The organism is Streptomyces sp. NPDC008121, assembly GCF_042957155.1.
GTDB lineage: Bacteria > Actinomycetota > Actinomycetes > Streptomycetales > Streptomycetaceae > Streptomyces.
The window spans coordinates 1-15,403 of sequence record NZ_JBIBHT010000031.1 but is presented as its reverse complement, the minus strand read 5'-3'; the positions used below and the strand labels follow the sequence as shown (position 1 = coordinate 15,403).

General features: G+C 68.3%; 9 protein-coding genes and 3 pseudogenes. 9 read left to right on the top strand and 3 right to left on the bottom strand.

The window, feature by feature from the left end:
- Positions 1 to 331: 331 nt before the first annotated feature.
- From ACFZBD_RS34575 to ACFZBD_RS34560, 4 genes and pseudogenes are all read left to right on the top strand, one after another.
- Positions 332 to 1,201 carry an IS5 family transposase gene (locus tag ACFZBD_RS34575; RefSeq protein ID WP_391147596.1) on the top strand — a complete coding sequence of 290 codons (870 nt, stop codon included), beginning with the start codon at positions 332 to 334 and terminating at the stop codon, positions 1,199 to 1,201.
- Positions 1,202 to 1,767: 566 nt separating this feature from the next.
- The gene (locus ACFZBD_RS34570) at positions 1,768 to 2,304 is read left to right on the top strand and encodes a hypothetical protein (protein ID WP_391147594.1); all 537 of its coding nucleotides are present in this window, start codon (positions 1,768 to 1,770) and stop codon (positions 2,302 to 2,304) included.
- Between the two features lie 905 nt (positions 2,305 to 3,209).
- On the top strand, positions 3,210 to 3,485 hold the full coding sequence (locus ACFZBD_RS34565) for a hypothetical protein (protein ID WP_391147591.1): 276 nt from the start codon (positions 3,210 to 3,212) through the stop codon (positions 3,483 to 3,485).
- Between the two features lie 428 nt (positions 3,486 to 3,913).
- Positions 3,914 to 4,156, top strand: a pseudogene (locus ACFZBD_RS34560) (transposase); the annotation flags it as partial.
- 305 nt (positions 4,157 to 4,461) lie between these two features.
- On the opposite strand, the gene ACFZBD_RS34555 reads toward ACFZBD_RS34560, so the two are convergent.
- Positions 4,462 to 5,178 carry a right-handed parallel beta-helix repeat-containing protein gene (locus ACFZBD_RS34555; protein WP_391147588.1) on the bottom strand — a complete coding sequence of 239 codons (717 nt, stop codon included), beginning with the start codon at positions 5,176 to 5,178 and terminating at the stop codon, positions 4,462 to 4,464.
- Positions 5,179 to 7,055: 1,877 nt separating this feature from the next.
- Here ACFZBD_RS34555 and ACFZBD_RS34550 point away from each other — a divergent pair.
- The 5 genes and pseudogenes from ACFZBD_RS34550 to ACFZBD_RS34530 form a co-directional block, all read left to right on the top strand.
- Positions 7,056 to 8,153, top strand: a complete 1,098-nt coding sequence (locus ACFZBD_RS34550; protein ID WP_391147598.1) for an NAD-dependent epimerase/dehydratase family protein — start codon at positions 7,056 to 7,058, stop codon at positions 8,151 to 8,153.
- Between the two features lie 105 nt (positions 8,154 to 8,258).
- Positions 8,259 to 10,136: a glycosyltransferase family 2 protein gene (locus ACFZBD_RS34545; RefSeq protein ID WP_391147586.1), complete on the top strand. Its 1,878-nt coding sequence runs from the start codon at positions 8,259 to 8,261 to the stop codon at positions 10,134 to 10,136.
- A 35-nt stretch (positions 10,137 to 10,171) separates the two neighbouring features.
- Positions 10,172 to 11,194, top strand: coding sequence for a UDP-glucose 4-epimerase GalE (gene galE / locus ACFZBD_RS34540; protein WP_391147584.1), 1,023 nt, complete (start codon positions 10,172 to 10,174; stop codon positions 11,192 to 11,194).
- Between the two features lie 39 nt (positions 11,195 to 11,233).
- Entirely contained in the window at positions 11,234 to 12,718 is a 1,485-nt protein-coding gene (locus ACFZBD_RS34535) for a nucleotide sugar dehydrogenase (RefSeq protein WP_391147581.1), read from the top strand.
- Positions 12,719 to 12,812: 94 nt separating this feature from the next.
- A pseudogene (locus tag ACFZBD_RS34530) lies at positions 12,813 to 13,324 on the top strand (leucine zipper domain-containing protein); the annotation flags it as partial.
- 1 nt (position 13,325) lies between these two features.
- Here the strand turns inward: ACFZBD_RS34530 and ACFZBD_RS34525 are convergent.
- Both ACFZBD_RS34525 and ACFZBD_RS34520 read right to left on the bottom strand, forming a co-directional pair.
- Positions 13,326 to 14,945 carry a right-handed parallel beta-helix repeat-containing protein gene (locus ACFZBD_RS34525; protein ID WP_391147578.1) on the bottom strand — a complete coding sequence of 540 codons (1,620 nt, stop codon included), beginning with the start codon at positions 14,943 to 14,945 and terminating at the stop codon, positions 13,326 to 13,328.
- Between the two features lie 89 nt (positions 14,946 to 15,034).
- Positions 15,035 to 15,313, bottom strand: a pseudogene (locus ACFZBD_RS34520) (hypothetical protein); the annotation flags it as partial.
- Positions 15,314 to 15,403 lie beyond the last annotated feature (90 nt).

The window sequence follows — 15,403 nt, the reverse complement described above, 5'->3', positions numbered from 1 at the left end:
CGGGTGGGGATGCACACCTCCTACCGGGCAGAGGCGATCAAACTGGGGCATGAGCAGACCTCGCATACGAGAAAAGTGCTACGTAAACGCCCACTAAGAGGTCGTTTTCATCTGCACTGCCTGCTTATCAGCGGATTCTCGGAGTGCAGGGTTGCAGTGCAGCTGAGGTCGTGGAGGCGGTCGATCCCTGTGGGACGGGTGGAGTTGTGGATGGGGCGGAAGGCTACGTACTTCTGTCTCATCCCAGGATGTCCGGTCTCCGCGATCGTGTGCTTCCGTCGTCATCGCTCTGCGCCTGGGCGCATTCGGTCCGGCGCGGTACGCCGGAAGCATGCCGAAGCGACGTCCGTATCCGAGTGATCTGTCCGATGCCCGCTGGGAGTTGATCGAGCCCGTGCTCTCGGCCTGGCGCTTGGAGCGCCGTGGCAGGGCTCTGGCTTTCGGCCGGCCGCCCGAGCACGATCTGCGCGACATCATGGACGCGATCTTGTATGTGGACCGCACCGGGGTGCAGTGGCGCTACCTCCCGCACGACTTCCCGCACTGGAACACGGTCTATGGCTATTTCGCCAAATGGGCCGACGCAGGCATGTTCGCCCAGCTCAACGGCCTTCTCCGGCAGCTTCTGCGGGAGAAGGAGGGGCGGGACGGCGAGCCGTCGGCGTGTGTGATCGACGCGCAGAGCGTGAAGACCTCCACCAGCGTGCCCGCCGCAGGCCAGGGCATCGACGCGGGCAAGAAGATCGTCGGCAGGAAGCGGAGCATCGTCACCGACAAACTCGGGCTCCTCCTCGCCGTGCTGGTCACCGCGGCCAGCGTGCAGGATTCCGTCGCCGGCACCCGGCTCCTGGACCAGGTCGCCGCCGAGCATCCGGGCATTCGGAAGGTCTGGGTCGACGGCGGATACCGCCAGCACCTCGTCGAGCACGCCGCTACCCTCGGCATCGACATGGAGATCACCGCCCGCAAGCCTGGGACCAGGGGTTTCACTCCGATTCCGAAACGGTGGGCAGTCGAGCGGACCTACGGCTGGCTCATGCTCCACCGCCGCCTGGCACGCGACTACGAAACCCTGCCCACCCGCTCCGAAGCCGTGATCCACATCGCCATGACCGACCTCATGACCCGCCGCCTCACCAGCGAGAACGCCATCTCCTGGCGCGACCCGACACTGCAGACCAAACACCAGATTTCAGGATGAAACAACGGGAGAAAACGACCTCTGAGCTATACAAAGCGCATGCAGGGTGCCACTCAGCGCAGGACAGCGTGCCCGCGTTCACCGCCGAGGCGGGACGCCGGCCGACCTCATCCGCCGGCACCTGTAGACCGAGCTGCGCCGCCGCCCGGACGACCGCGCCAGCCGGGCGCTGCGGCGATCTGAGCGTCGTACACGCCTCGCCGGATCCAGGAGGGTCAGGAAGAAGGGCAGGCCTTCTTTCCCTTAGTACTGTCAGGTGAGCGGGGGAGGCGAGTCATCAGCATTCGTAGACGGCCTTCTTGCATTTACGGCCAGGGCCACACGTCGCCTGCCTCCCCGGGCGCCGCCTGGACCTGGATCGCCCTCGCCGGAACGTCTGGCGCCGTCAGACACAGGGAGCCTGAGCTGCTGCCGCAGCTCGCGGATGGTCCCGGCCGTCACCTGCCTGTCCTCCGATTGACTGGCAGGTGGTGGCCGAGGAAAGGCCCTCGCGCCGGATGTGCCGTCGCGCCCTTTTTGGGAGTCTTGAGGCGAAAAGCACCGATCCTGCAACGGAAGGTCCCGCCATGCGATTCACGTGGAAAGCAGCTGTTACAGCGGCGGCGGCCGCCTGTCTGGCCACCGGACTTGCAGGAGCAGCATCCGCTACCGATCAGCCCACACAGGCTGCGGCGGCTTCGGCCGCAGCAGAAACCGAGCGGGCCGAGCCGGAGGGTGTCAAGGCACAGACCGCCCACAACACGGTGCAGATCCATAACAAGACGAACTACACCCAGACCCTCATCCAGGTGAAGGTCACCCCCTCCTCCTGGACCTACGAGCAAGCCATCGAGCACAACATCGGAAAATGGGTTCCCAGGCCTCTGGACGTTCTTGAACCCGGTCAGACAAAGTCATACGGGGTTACGGGGCACTTCACCGTACAACCGCCGACTGTCCAGCTGACCTTCGCGGACCCATGGGGCAAGGTGACCTACGAGACGTGGTCAACCCCTATCGGAGGGTCACACGTGAAGCACAATATCGTAAGCGAAGGCGGTCTCAGGAGTGAGGGCCACGCAGCGATACCTGGCCAGGAGACAGTGCTGAGCATCGTCCGTTAGCCCGCATTCTGCCGCGACGGCCTGCCAGATTCACCGGCGGGCCGCTGCGGCTGTCCGGGCTGATGAGGGCAGGCCGTCGCCGAACTCAACGGCTCCGGTCGAGGCGTGCTACACGCGTCAATGAGATCCCACGTCGGAGACGTCGAGGTGTCGTGGAAGGAACCAGCACTTCCCGATCCGGGCGGCGAGGAGCCTGCGCCGGCCAGGCCTTCCCTGGAGGGAATGGAGGCTGAAAACGAAGTCACACGGCCTTCGGGCACGACCCGCCTGCGGAGAGATCCAAGACTTCCTGGACGGCGCACCGCCCGAGCGCAGACAACCGGACTGCTCCGCAAGTCCTCCAGTCCGAAGCAAATGAGGTCACCTGCCTTTGCTCCTACGTCCGCCCATGGTGGCCTAGCCGCCCGGCACGGCGGGGACTAGCCGCGAGGAGGGCACAGGACAACAGGAAGGCCGGGATGACACAGGCCAATGGTGAGCGAACTCGAAGAACAGGTGCCGGGGCGCCGGTGGACGGTACGCCTGGACGCTGCAGGCCGGGGCAGTGCCGCAGTAGGCATCGCGTGCAGCCGCCCCGACCATGCCGAGCAGCGTCATTCCGCCGCAGCCGCCGTCGGCCGTGCGTCGCGGTCGCCCCACCTCAAGGGCCACCTGCGAGCCCCGTCCCGGATGGAAAGCTGCCGCGCACACCGCCCCGACGACCGGCGCGAGCGTGCCCAGTCCCGAAGGGCCTCGCGTCCGGCTTCGGGGGCAGCACCGTCCTCTGCCACTCACCTCGGCTCTGCCGCTGGCGAGCCGACGGACGGCATGCCGATCGGTTTATACGTCCCGCCATACCGGGGACGAATATCGCCTCTCCGGTTCTCCGGTGCGGGCGTGCAGCAACCGGGTGTCATTATGGCGGCATGCCGCAGTCACCGCAGTACGTTGCTCAGCTCTGGATGGAGAACGAGTGGCTGACCTTGCACACCATGAAGGCAGGCCGCTTTCCTGAAGGAGATCGCGCGCTTAGCTTCGGGCCAGTCGAAAAGGCCGCGCTGCCAGAAGTCAAGCGCCTGCTCAGCTCGTTTCTCTTTGAGCATGTGCACGAGCCGCTGCTGGTAGTCACTGGAAGCGGCAATCGGGAATACCTCTGCGGCCCGGGCCAGGTGAGTTTGCTCCGGTTCGTGCTCTGGGAGTAACCCGACGGAGCGGACATGCCTCTGGTGGGCTTACTTTGCTTTGACGGACATCAGATCAGGGGGTTCAGCCCCGGAAGGATGATGTTCATCATGGAGAGCATGGGGAAGAGGAGGAAGCCGCGTCCTCGCCGCTCGTTCGCGCCGGATTCCTGCCGGGATCGTTGAGCTGTGCCGACGGGGTGACCGCTCTGTCGGTCAGGGCGCTCTACCTTCTTGCTCGGGTTGATCGAGCCATTCGTAGGGTGGGTCGCCAGGGGTACTGGGTGTGGCTATCAGGTCACTGCCGGTCCGTGGCTCTCCTGGCTTCGCCGCTCAGTACCCTACGACGACTCGGCCGCCGATTAGGAAGTGCGAATCTGTCGCTGTAGAGCGGTGCCCGCGAGTTCGTCCGTGGTAGGAACCGAATAAACACGCACGTCAGGAGCAGGATGAGCCGGATATGGGTGGGGATCGACAGCGGTAAGAGTCATCACAGCCTTGCCCTGGACTCAGAAGACAAGACGCTGCTGTCGCGGCGGGTGGCCGACGACGAGCCCGAGTTGCTGAAACTGGTCGGGCACGTCCTGGACCTTGCCGACGGCCGCGCGGTCACCTGGGCCATCGACATGACCGGCGGGGAACCCGCGCTGCTGCTGGCCCTGCTGGTCGGTCATGGCCAGGAGGTCCTCTACAGCCGCCCTGGTCCAGCGGGGCCGCCGCTCACTCCCCGGTATTCGAATTGATCGATCGAGAGCTGGTTCAACTTGCACCGGCTCCACATGAGCCTCGGCTACCGCAGCCCCGCCGGATACGAGACCGCTGTGGCGGCCCGACCCCCACACCAACAGTGTCCGTCAAGGCGAATCAAGCCCAGGTTTCCGCGGAAACGGAGACCCGGTGAACGTGGACCCGTTCATCGAACCGGAGAAAACCGCGCGTCACAACGTCAAACGGACGCGTGAACTCCTTGAGATCTCCCGGCCAGGGACTGGCAGAGTCAGTCCAAGCCGGGCGGGATGGACGTACGCTTTCTGTTGTTCTTGAACACAATGCCGCTGCCCGTGAGGTCCCACACCAGGTCGGCAGCCTCGTTGTTCAGCGCGGTGTTGCGGGTGACTTGTACATCCTGCGGATCTGCACCCCCCAGGGCCGCTGTGGAGACAACAACGATGCCTCCGGAGGCGGCAGTGGGACCGGTGGGCCTGTTGTCGCGGACGTCATTGCCGTGTACGCGCACCGCGAAGCTGCCGGCGATGGCGATTCCCATCCCGGACCGCTGGGGAACAATCTCTTGAGCAGGACATGCCTCGGTGTTGCGGTGCACCTTGTTATGGCGGATGTCGAGCCGTCCGCTTGAGGCGCCTTGCGTGCTTGCTGCGAGGAGGCCGACGCAGTTGTCCGTCAACGCGTTCCGCGAGACCGTGACGTCTGTTGAGTCCCGGATGAGGAGGCCGTCACCGTTCCCGAAGGCGCTGTTGCCGCTGATCCTGGACTGCGAATGCGGTGAGTCACCGATATACAGTCCGGCCTCCTCAGCACCGGTGGCAGTGCTTTCAGCGATGACGGTTTTCCGCCCTAGGAAGGAAGCCACGCCATACTCTTCGTCGTCTACGGCCTTGACCGCATTCACGGTGAGCCGTTCCGTGCCGATGCCGATGACACCGCTCCCTGCGAAGTCCTGGATGCGAAAGTTTTTGATAGTTACGTTGCGCACCGTTCGCTCCGCTGGCGCGCCTGATGTGATGCAGAAGCCTGACGGCGCACCGCACGGACCGTTCCCTGACCCGGCAGGGGGCGTCAGAAGGCTGCCTCGTTCGCCCTGGCCGGAGCCGATGACGGTCAGGGGCTTGGACACCACCACGGTCTCGCGGTAGCGGCCAGGGCGGACGAGGACCGTGTCTCCCGGACGGGCTCGGTTCACAGCGGCCTGAATCGGGGCGCCAGGGCCCGGCAGGACCACGTGCACACGTCTGTCTTTGTCAGTTGCCTGGACCGAGCTGGCGGTACTGGCCAGGGACCCTGCGGCCAGAAGCCACACGAGGGAATGACGGGCGGGTGCTGACATCATGACGGCCTCCACAGGGAACACGGGCGAGGGACCTCGGCCGATCACCATGTATTGCCCGTGGAGCAGGGACACAAAGGAATCCCCGGAAGCTTCATCCGGGAGGAGGAGCACAGCCCACCGCAAGCCCGCTGCGCCCTCGACCGTCCGCCCCGCTTCAAGTGCGTCCACTGACCACTGCCGGCACCGTGACACGGTGCTCCTGCGGCCCGTCACCTCGGCGCAACGCCGCCTTGCATTCCCCCGGACGCGGGCCGCATCGCAGACATGGGGGCAGGCAGTCATCGACGCACGTAGTTCCTGGAATGCAGTTCTAGAGGTGCCTGGCCTGGAGCGCATAGCAAGCAAGCGGCTGATCACCATAGGCACGCTTGAGACAGGATGAAGCAGCTAGCCAGCGTGCTAACTACGCGGTTTGGGGCGGGCACCGTGGAATATGGCGCCGTAATTGACCAAGTGGCGATACGTTCCCGCAGAAGAGCAGATCGTGAATAACCTGAAGAAGATGACGTCCCCTCCGGAAGGGTTCACTCCTTCCTTCGGCCCGGTGGGCACCGAATCCACCCATGATTTACTTTCGCGAAGCCATTGATTCCTTTTCATCCTCAATAGCCGCAGGCCGGGAGTGATTCCAGGTGCAGCTCTGTAGGGTGTGGCGGGGTCTGCTGTTGATGCGGAGGACGGGCGGGGCATCTGCGTGGTTGGGGGGTATCCGCAGCTGGCCCGGCCAGCGGAGATGCCCCGGTGTTCGCACCAGGCAACGGTTACAACCCCCGCGTGCAATCCGGCACGGAACCACTCACCCAGCGCTACCGCGCCAGCTTCCAGGCCCGTCCGCTGACGCCGGCTGTTCCCCGAGGTCCTCGCGGCGAGCCATGACGCACCCCTGAAGGCCTGCGTGGTTCGTCTCCCGCCGGCCGCACCCGGTCTACGCGGGGACCCGCCGGGCAGCGCGGCCGCGATCGTCCCCGCGCGGGGGAATCGCAGCGTGGGCTGCGGGGGGCCTGTACCGCGGCGCGGGCGACCTGTACTTCGTCGAGCCGATGGCCGGCTGCTTGGTGGACGGTGAGGTCGGGTATCAGTCGTACTTCACCACGATTGGGGTAGCGGCACTCTGGCGGAGTTCCTGGTTGGGACGGGCGGTGTGCGGGGGGCCGTGAGGGTTGACCGCACAGGGGGGTGGCGGGTTCCGGTGTCCGCCGCCGGCGCACGCCGGCGCTGAGGCCGGAACCCGGGCGCCGGGCGTACGCGACTCAGTCTCACCCCTGAGTGTGACACCGGCGAACCGCCCGGTTCCGGATGCGGGCGCAATTCCGGATTGGGCAGCGGCCCCGTGGGCGGGCCCCGGCGGTATCCGCCGAACGGTCCAGTGCCCGATTTGCCTCCCCGGAAATGTCTACGTATGGCCGTACTCTCGTCCTGCAATTACGAGGGTGCTCCGCATGTCAGATCGTCCGGTCATCTGCCCTGTGGCTGACCGGACGCACGGGGTGCGGCCGTACCACTTCTCATTTCTGGAGAAACACATGCGCGTTGCCGTGACAGGTGGCGGTGGTTTCCTTGGGTCGCACCTGTGCGAGGCACTCTTGCGGCGCGGCGACTCGGTGGTGTGCCTGGACGATTTCTCGACCGGTGACCCCGAGAACATCGCCCATCTTCTGTCGGAGCCGTCCTTCGAATTCCTGCACGCCGACGTGAGCGAGGGCGTGGAGGCCGCCGGCCGCGTCGATGCCGTCGCCCACCTTGCGTCGCCTGCCTCCCCGCCCGACTACTTGCGCCGTCCGCTGGAGACCCTCGCGGTCGGCAGCCGGGGCACCGAGAACGCCCTGCGTCTGGCCCTGCGTCACGGCGCCCGCTTCATCCTCGCCTCGACGAGCGAGGTCTACGGCGATCCCCTGGTGCATCCGCAGGAGGAAGCGTACTGGGGCAACGTCAACTCCATCGGGCCCCGCAGCGTCTACGACGAGGCGAAACGATACGCCGAGGCGGTGTCTGCCGCGTATCGCCGCACGCACCGCCTCGATGTCGGCATCGCGCGGATCTTCAACACCTACGGTCCGCGGATGCGCCCGCACGACGGCAGGGTGGTCTCCAGCTTCATCACCCAGGCCCTCACCGGTGAACCGCTCACCATTTACGGAGACGGCAGGCAGACCCGGAGCTTTTGCTACGTCGACGACCTGGTCCGTGGGCTCCTCGCGCTCCTCGACTCCTCAGCAATGGGCCCGTTCAACCTCGGCAACCCCGTCGAGCGCACCGTCTCCGAACTCGCCTCAATCGTCCTGGCGATGACCGGCTCCGCCTCCGAGGTGAAGCACCATTCGCTGCCGGTCGACGACCCGGCCCGCCGCCGCCCGGTGATCGCCCGGGCCCGCGAGGAGCTGGGCTGGGAGCCGGAGATCGACATTACCGAGGGCTTGCGCCGGACCGTGGCATACTTCCGCGCCCGTCCGGAGCGGCTCACCGCGTCGGCCGCGGCGATCCGCGGCGCCCAGAGCGACACGGTCCCGCTGGCCATGGTGGGGGGCGGGCCCGGCTTGCAGCAGAGCATCCCGGGCCCGGCGGCCGCCGGCCCTGCCGTGGCTTCCACCGCCGCACTCGGACCGTCCGCCTCGGACGGCTGATCCCGGCGCCGCGGCCGGCCGGTGCGCCGGCCGTGCCGCGGCCGCCTGGATTCCCCCTCCCCCGATTCAAGGTCCGCCGTTGCACCGCCTGGAGAACTCGCTGCCATGACGTCGTTGGAGCAAGACCCCGGCACTATCCAGGAACTTCCGCTCCCCTCCCCGGACCCCGGCTCACCGGAGGAATGGGACGCGCTGGGCAAGGAGATCCGAGACCTGTCGAACGGTGCGGTGGCCTCCATCGGTCCGGACGGCCCCGTCCTCGCGCTGCCGTCGCGCCGACTCACCGCCCTTCCCGCCAGTTTCGTACGGGCGTTCTCGCGCTCCGACCGCGTTCTCGTCGCGGTGCTGTCCCTCGGCTGGGCGGCCTGCCTGGCCTGGTTCTGGACGTGGTGGCTCCAGCCGTCACACCGCATCGGCTGGCCCGGCCTGATCATCAACAGTGCCCTGCTGCTGTACCTGACCTACCTGCCCGTGTACTTCCTCGTAGCTCTGATCCGGATGCGGCGGTTCGATCCGGCCGTCGCCGTACCGGCGCTGCGCACCGCGTTCGTTGTCACCCGCGCTCCGTCGGAGAGCTGGGACCTCGCCCGCACCACGCTGGAGGCGATGCTCGACCAGGACTTCCCATACGCCTACCACGTCTGGCTGTGCGACGAGGACCCCACCGACGAAATCTTCGAGTGGTGCTGGGAGCACGGCATCAACGTCTCCTGCCGGCGCGGCCGTATCGACTACCACCGGGCCGACTGGCCGCGGCGCACGCGGTGCAAGGAGGGCAACCTCGCCTTCTTTTACGACCACTGGGGTTACGCCCACTACGACGTGGTCGCCCAGCTCGACTGCGACCACGTCCCCGGGCCCCGGTACCTGGCCGAGGTGGTACGGCCCTTCGCCGACTCTGCCATCGGCTATGTCGCCGCCCCCAGCGTCTGCGACTCCAATGCCGATGACTCCTGGGCGGCCCGGGGCCGACTGCAGCGCGAGGCCATGTTCCACGGGGCCGTACAGCTGGGGCACTCCGGCGGCCTCGCGCCCGTGTGCATCGGCTCGCACTACGCAGTCCGCACCCAGGCGCTCCGTGACATCGGCGGTCTCGGCCCCGAGCTCGCCGAGGATTTCTCGACCACCTTCCTGCTCAGCTCGGCCGGCTGGCAGGGCGCGTTCGCGATCGATGCGGAGGCGCACGGTGAGGGCCCGCTCACCTTCGGCGCGATGATCACCCAGGAGTTCCAGTGGTCGCGCAGCCTGGCCGTGATGCTGCTGGGCATGCTGCCGCGCCATCTGGGCCGGATGCCCCTCAAGCTGCGGCTGCGCTTCGGCGTGGTGCTGATGTTCTACCCGCTGCTGGCCGTGGCCACCGTCATGGGCATCCTGCTGCCGCCGATCGCCGCGATCACTGGCGCCCCCTGGATCGACGTCAACTATGTCGACTTCCTGGCGCATTTCTGGAGCATGTCCCTCTGGCTGATCCTGCTGACCCTGCTCTGCCGCCGCCGCGGTCTGCTCCGCCCCAAGGACTCCCCCGTCTTCAGCTGGGAGATCTGGCTCTTCGGGCTCTCCCGCTGGCCCTACGTCGCGTGGGGCGTGCTCGCCGCGGTGATGCAGAAGCTGCGGCCCCGTCAGATCACCTTCAAGGTCACGCCGAAGAAGCGTGACGGCCTGGAGCCGCTCCAGCTGCGCTCCGTCGCCCCCTACCTGCTGATCACCAGCTTCCTGTCGGGATCGGCCCTGGTCGGCCTGCTCACCGGTCCCGCCGTCGGCTACGTCTTCCTGTGCATCCTGGGCTCCGCCTCGTACAGCGTCGTGACTCTCGCGATCGGCGTGCTCCACGTCAAGGAGACCGCGCGCGCGACCGGTGCCTGCGTCCTCCGCGCGCTGCGCACGGCCGCGCTCCCGCTCGTCGCCGGCCTGCTGTGCCTGCTGCCGCTGGGACTCGCCGTCGCCCTCTTCCCCACCTACCTCACCGGCTTCTACGCCTGGTGACGGCCCCCGCGGCCGATCGAGAAATGAGATTCCCCGTGCCCCAGACGGTCCTGGTCACCGGCGGCGCCGGTTTCATCGGCAGCCACACCTGTGTCGAACTGCTCCGCTCCGGCCACGAGGTCGTCGTGATCGACGACCACTCCAACAGCTCCCCCCAGGCACTCGAACGCGTCGCGAAGATCGCGGGCCGCCCGATCGCCGCGGCCCACACCGCGGACGTGCGCGACCGGCGCGCCCTGGACACCGTCTTCGCGAGCCACCCGATCGACGCGGTAGTCCACTTCGCGGCGAAGAAAGCCGTCGGGGAGTCGGTGCGGATCCCGCTCACGTACTACGACATCAATGTCGGCGGCACCACGGCCCTGGTCTCGGCGATGCACGACCACGGGGTCCACAGGCTGGTGTTCTCCTCGTCCTGCTCGGTCTACGGCGACACCACCATCGTCCCGCTGACCGAGGAGTCCCCGGTCACCCCGACGAACCCCTACGCCACCACCAAGTGGACCTGCGAGCGGATCCTCGCCGACCTGTGCCGGCACGTGCCGGGACTGCGGGTGCTGGCGCTGCGGTACTTCAATCCCGTCGGCGCCCACCCCAGCGGACTGCTCGGCGAGGACCCGCTCGGCGTGCCGAACAACATCATGCCGTTCCTCACCCAGGTCGCCGTCGGACGCCGCGAGGAGCTCAGCGTGTTCGGCGACAACTTCCCCACGCCGGACGGCACCGGGATCCGCGACTACGTGCATGTCGTCGACGTCGCCGAGGGACATCGCGCGGCTCTCGACCACATCGACGACGAGCCCGGAATGCGGGTCTTCAACCTCGGTACCGGGCGCGGCGCGTCCGTCCTCGACCTCGTGCGCACCTTCGAGCGGGTCTCGGGGCGGCCGATCCCGTACCGGGTGAGCGGACGCCGGCCCGGCGACGTCGCCGAACTCGTCGCCGATCCGGCGAGGGTCGCCGCGGCCTGGGGCTGGACCGCGCGGCGTGACCTGACCGCGATGTGCCGCGACGCGTGGAACTTCCAGCAGCAGAACCCGTCCGGCTACGCCCCCTGACACCTCCCGTACCCCTCCGCCCAGACAGGAGAACAACGCATGCGCTTGACCGTCATCGGCACGGGATACCTCGGAGCCGTGCACGCCGCGTGCATGGCCGAGATCGGCCACGACGTCCTCGGTATGGACGTCGACGTCGAGAAGATCACGGCCCTCACTGAGGGCCAGCCGCCGTTCTACGAACCAGGACTCGGCGACGTCCTGACCCGGGCGCTCGCCTCCGGACGCCTGCGTTTCACCACCAGCCTCCGCGAGGCGGCGCTGCACGGCGAGGTCCACTTCATCTGCGTGGGCACGCCGCAGCGAGCCGGCTCCCAGGCGGCCGACCTGCGGTACGTGGACGCCGTGGCCGACGGGCTAGCGCCGCATCTGCCCGCCTCGTGCCTGGTGGTCGGCAAGTCGACCGTTCCGGTGGGCACGACCGCGCGCCTGACCGCACGCCTCGCGGGACTCACACCGGCCGACGTGCGGGCAGAGGTGGCGTGGAACCCCGAGTTCCTGCGCGAGGGCTTCGCGGTCGAGGACACGCTGCGGCCCGACCGGCTCGTCGCGGGGGTGACCAGCCGGCAGGCCGACGAGACACTGCGCCGGGTGTACGCCCCGATCCTAGGGACGGGGGTCCCGTACATCAGCACGGATCCGAACACTGCCGAGCTGGTGAAGGTGGCGGCCAACTCCTTCCTCGCCACCAAGATCTCGTTCGTCAACGCCATGGCCGAGGTCTGCGACGCGGCGGGCGCGGACGTGGCCACCCTCGCCGACGCCCTCGGCCACGACAGCCGGATCGGCCGGCGGTTCCTCAACGCCGGCGTGGGCTTCGGCGGCGGCTGCCTGCCCAAGGACATCCGGGCCTTCACAGCCCGCGCCCAGGAGCTCGGCGTCGGGCCCGCGGTGGCGTTCCTCGACCAGGTCGACGCGATCAACAAGCGGCAGCGGGACCGGACCGTCGCCCTGGCCCGCCGACTGCTCGGCGGTGACGCGGCCGGCCGCCGGGTGACCGTCCTGGGCGCCACGTTCAAGCCCAACAGCGACGACGTCCGCGACTCGCCGGCCTTGGCGGTCGCGGCTGCGCTGCACGGGCTGGGCGCCGAGGTCAGGGTGCACGACCCGGAGGGCACCGCGAACGCCCGGCGCGCCCACCCGCAGCTTCAGCACACCGCGGACCTGCTGACGGCATGCCGGCATGCGCAGCTCGTGCTCCACCTCACCGAGTGGGGCGAGTACCGCGAGGTGGACCCCGTCAATCTGGCCCGCGTGGTGCGCGAGCCGGTCCTCATCGACGGGCGCAACGCGCTCGCGCACGACGAGTGGCGGGCGGCCGGCTGGACCGTCAAGGCTCTGGGCCGCCCCTCCCCCACGGACCCGCTGCCGTACGGGCCGACGGGCGCGCTGTCCGACCGGCTGTCGGCCGCCCGGGACGGGGAGCCGCTGCGGTCCACGATCGCCTCCCCCGCCGGTAAGCCGGGCCGCACCGCGGCGACGGGGCTGCCGGCACTCCCGGCCTCCAGGGCCCAGATGTATTGATCACGAGCGTTGTTGACACGCGGTAGGTCTTGAACATGGCGAAGACCTCCGGTGTGGTGGGAGCTGTCTAGGAACTCACCGCACGGAGGTCTTCGTGCCCCACCGTAATGCCCGGCTGACCGTCTTCGGTAGGAGACTGCTGGTCGAACGTGTCTGCTCAGGCCGTCCGGCCGCCCACGTGGCCGCCGAGATGGGTATCTCCCGGGCCACGGCCCACAAATGGATCCGCCGGTCGCGGGCCGAGGGCGACGCGGGTCTGCACGACCGGCCGAGCCGGCCGCGCACGACGCCGTACCGACTGCGGCCGCGGTCGAAGCCAGCATCTGCGGCCTGCGGCAGAGCCACAAACTCGGCCCTGCCCGCATCGGCCCGATCCTGGGCCTGCCCGCCTCGACCGTGCACCGCATCCTGACCCGCCACCGGCTCAACCGGCTGGCCTTCATCGACCGCCCGACCGGAACAGTCATCCGCCGCTACGAACGCGAACGGCCCGGCGAGCTGATCCACGTCGACGTGAAGAAACTCGGCCGGATCCCCGACGGCGGCGGCCATCGGACGCTGGGCCGCCCGGCTCTCGGCAGGGCGGCAGGGCGAAGCGCTGTCCGGTTCAGCCGGCAGTGCCGGGCTGGACGGCGGACTGCACCGCTCCGACTGTCAGCGCCTTCGGGAACGGGTTGCCGAAGTAGTCGACCGGGCCCAGGTCGACGCCCAGCGCCTTCGGGGCGAGGCCCACGGGCACCTCGTCCTGGCAGCGGGGCACCAGGTCCCCGGCGCTCGCCCGGTCACTGACCGGGGCGGCCAGGCCAGGCAGGCAGGGGTCGTCGGTGGAGCCGGTCGCCCGGCCGTTCAGCATCTCCTGGCGGGAAGCGGTGCGCCACCCGTCCAGCGACGTGAAGCGCTCCGTGCCCCACCCCAGTACCCACGTGCCCGAGCTGTAGTAGTCGTTACCCTGGAGCCGGAGCGTGTTCGGGCCGTACGCCGACTGGGTCTCGACCAGGGGGCCGCCGTCGGTGGCGAAGATGTTGTTGTGGATGCGCACGTCGCGCATGCCGTCGCGCAGCCGGAGCGCCGGCGGCCGGTTACCCGCGGTCTGCGCGGAGGGCAGGCCCTCGGTCCGCATCACGACCGTGTTGTGGTAGATGTCCAGGTTCATCATGCGGGAGCCATAGGCGACGATGCCGCCGTACTCGGGCAGCTTGCGTGCATCGTCCCAGCTCATGTTGAAGCGGACGATGTTGTCCCTGTGGGCGCCGGTCGGCTGGCCGGAGTAGACGAGGAATCCCGGCCCGTCGTTGCCGTACGCGAGGTTGTACTGCATCACCGAGGACGACACGTTGTTGTCGAGGCCGAAACCGCCGCCGTCGACCCGTGAGCCGGTGCGGTTGCGGTAGGAGCTGTTCTTCTCCAGCACCACGCGGGTGGAGTCGTACACCCAGATACCCTCAGGGCCCTCCTCCGCACCTGCGGCGGACCGTGCGCCGTTGTCGTGCGCCTCCGAGCCCGTTACCGTGGCGTCCCGGACGCTGCCAAGCGCGATCCCGCTGCCGGTGTTGCGGTCCTCGCTCAGCGGGTCGCCTGCGTTGGAATACGCCTTGACCCGTTCGATCCGGAGCCCCGCGTGCGCATAGGCGGGGCGGCCGGGTCTGAACGCGGGCCCGTAGAAGGCCAGTCCCGCCTCGAGGTTGTGGTGCACGGCGACATCGGTGATCCGCACGTCACCGTAGCCGGCGACGGCGTCCTTCTCCGCGCCGACGCTGATGCCGTTCTGGAACCCCCGGGCCTCCACGTTGCTGAGTCTGACGTGATCGAGTCGACGGGCGCCGGGGAGCGTATTCCGGAAGGCGACCCCCACTCCTTCGCGCAGCGCCCTGCGGTCGCCGACCAGCACGATGTTCCTGATCTCCACGCCGGCCGTGTCGTGCACGGTGATGCCTGACGTGCCGCGCGGAGCGATGGTGGCGCGGCCCGTGCCGTAGGAATCGATCACGACAGGCCGCGTCGGACTGCCTGCCTCCTCCCTGCCCAGCGAGAGGCTGCCGCGGAACCGCCCGCCGCCCTTGAGCAGCAGCCGGTCGCCGGGCTGATAGCGCGCCTCATCGGCCCGGCCGAGCGTCCGCCAGGGCTTCTCCGGCGACATGCCGTCGTTCCGGTCGTCGCCGCCGGGGCTCACGTAGAAGGTGTACGGCCCTCCGGTGGCGGGACGGGCCGGCCGGTAGACCTCCGGCATGCCGGGCACCTCACACCCAGTCAGAAGCAGAAGCACCGCGACCGAGACTCCGGCGGCGGTCCTCGTCGTGCCGTTCTGCTTCCCCGCGTTCAAGCGCACCCCTCAAGGACGTTCTCTCCAGAATTGTCACACAACGCCACAGAATGCCAGAGTCCGGCCATGCGAAATGCCGACCAGGGCGCGGCATCCGAGTCATGTTGCTGGAAGGTGCCTCCGTGGTTTTCGTCAAGCCGTAGCCGGTGTGGGGGGGGGTGGTAGAAGGTGCCGTCGCGGAGCATGGCGAAGAGGACGTCGATGCGGCGTCGGGCGAGCGCGATGAGAGCGGCGACGTGGTGTTTGCCCTCTCGGCGTTTGCGGTCGTAGTAAGACGTCGTTTCCTTTGGCGGTTTGGCTCGTTGTGCTGGGCATGACGAGTCTTGCCGAGCGGCTGGTGCCGGATGAGTTGTGGGAGTTGTTCC

Coding starts and splice junctions, on each gene's coding strand:
- ACFZBD_RS34550 (WP_391147598.1), top strand. CDS start 7,056: ATGCGCGTTGCCGTGACAGGTGGCGGTGGTTTCCTTGGGTCGCACCTG.
- ACFZBD_RS34535 (WP_391147581.1), top strand. CDS start 11,234: ATGCGCTTGACCGTCATCGGCACGGGATACCTCGGAGCCGTGCACGCC.
- ACFZBD_RS34525 (WP_391147578.1), bottom strand. CDS start 14,945: ATGCCGGAGGTCTACCGGCCGGCCCGTCCCGCCACCGGAGGGCCGTAC.
- ACFZBD_RS34570 (WP_391147594.1), top strand. CDS start 1,768: ATGCGATTCACGTGGAAAGCAGCTGTTACAGCGGCGGCGGCCGCCTGT.
- ACFZBD_RS34575 (WP_391147596.1), top strand. CDS start 332: ATGCCGAAGCGACGTCCGTATCCGAGTGATCTGTCCGATGCCCGCTGG.
- ACFZBD_RS34545 (WP_391147586.1), top strand. CDS start 8,259: ATGACGTCGTTGGAGCAAGACCCCGGCACTATCCAGGAACTTCCGCTC.
- ACFZBD_RS34565 (WP_391147591.1), top strand. CDS start 3,210: ATGCCGCAGTCACCGCAGTACGTTGCTCAGCTCTGGATGGAGAACGAG.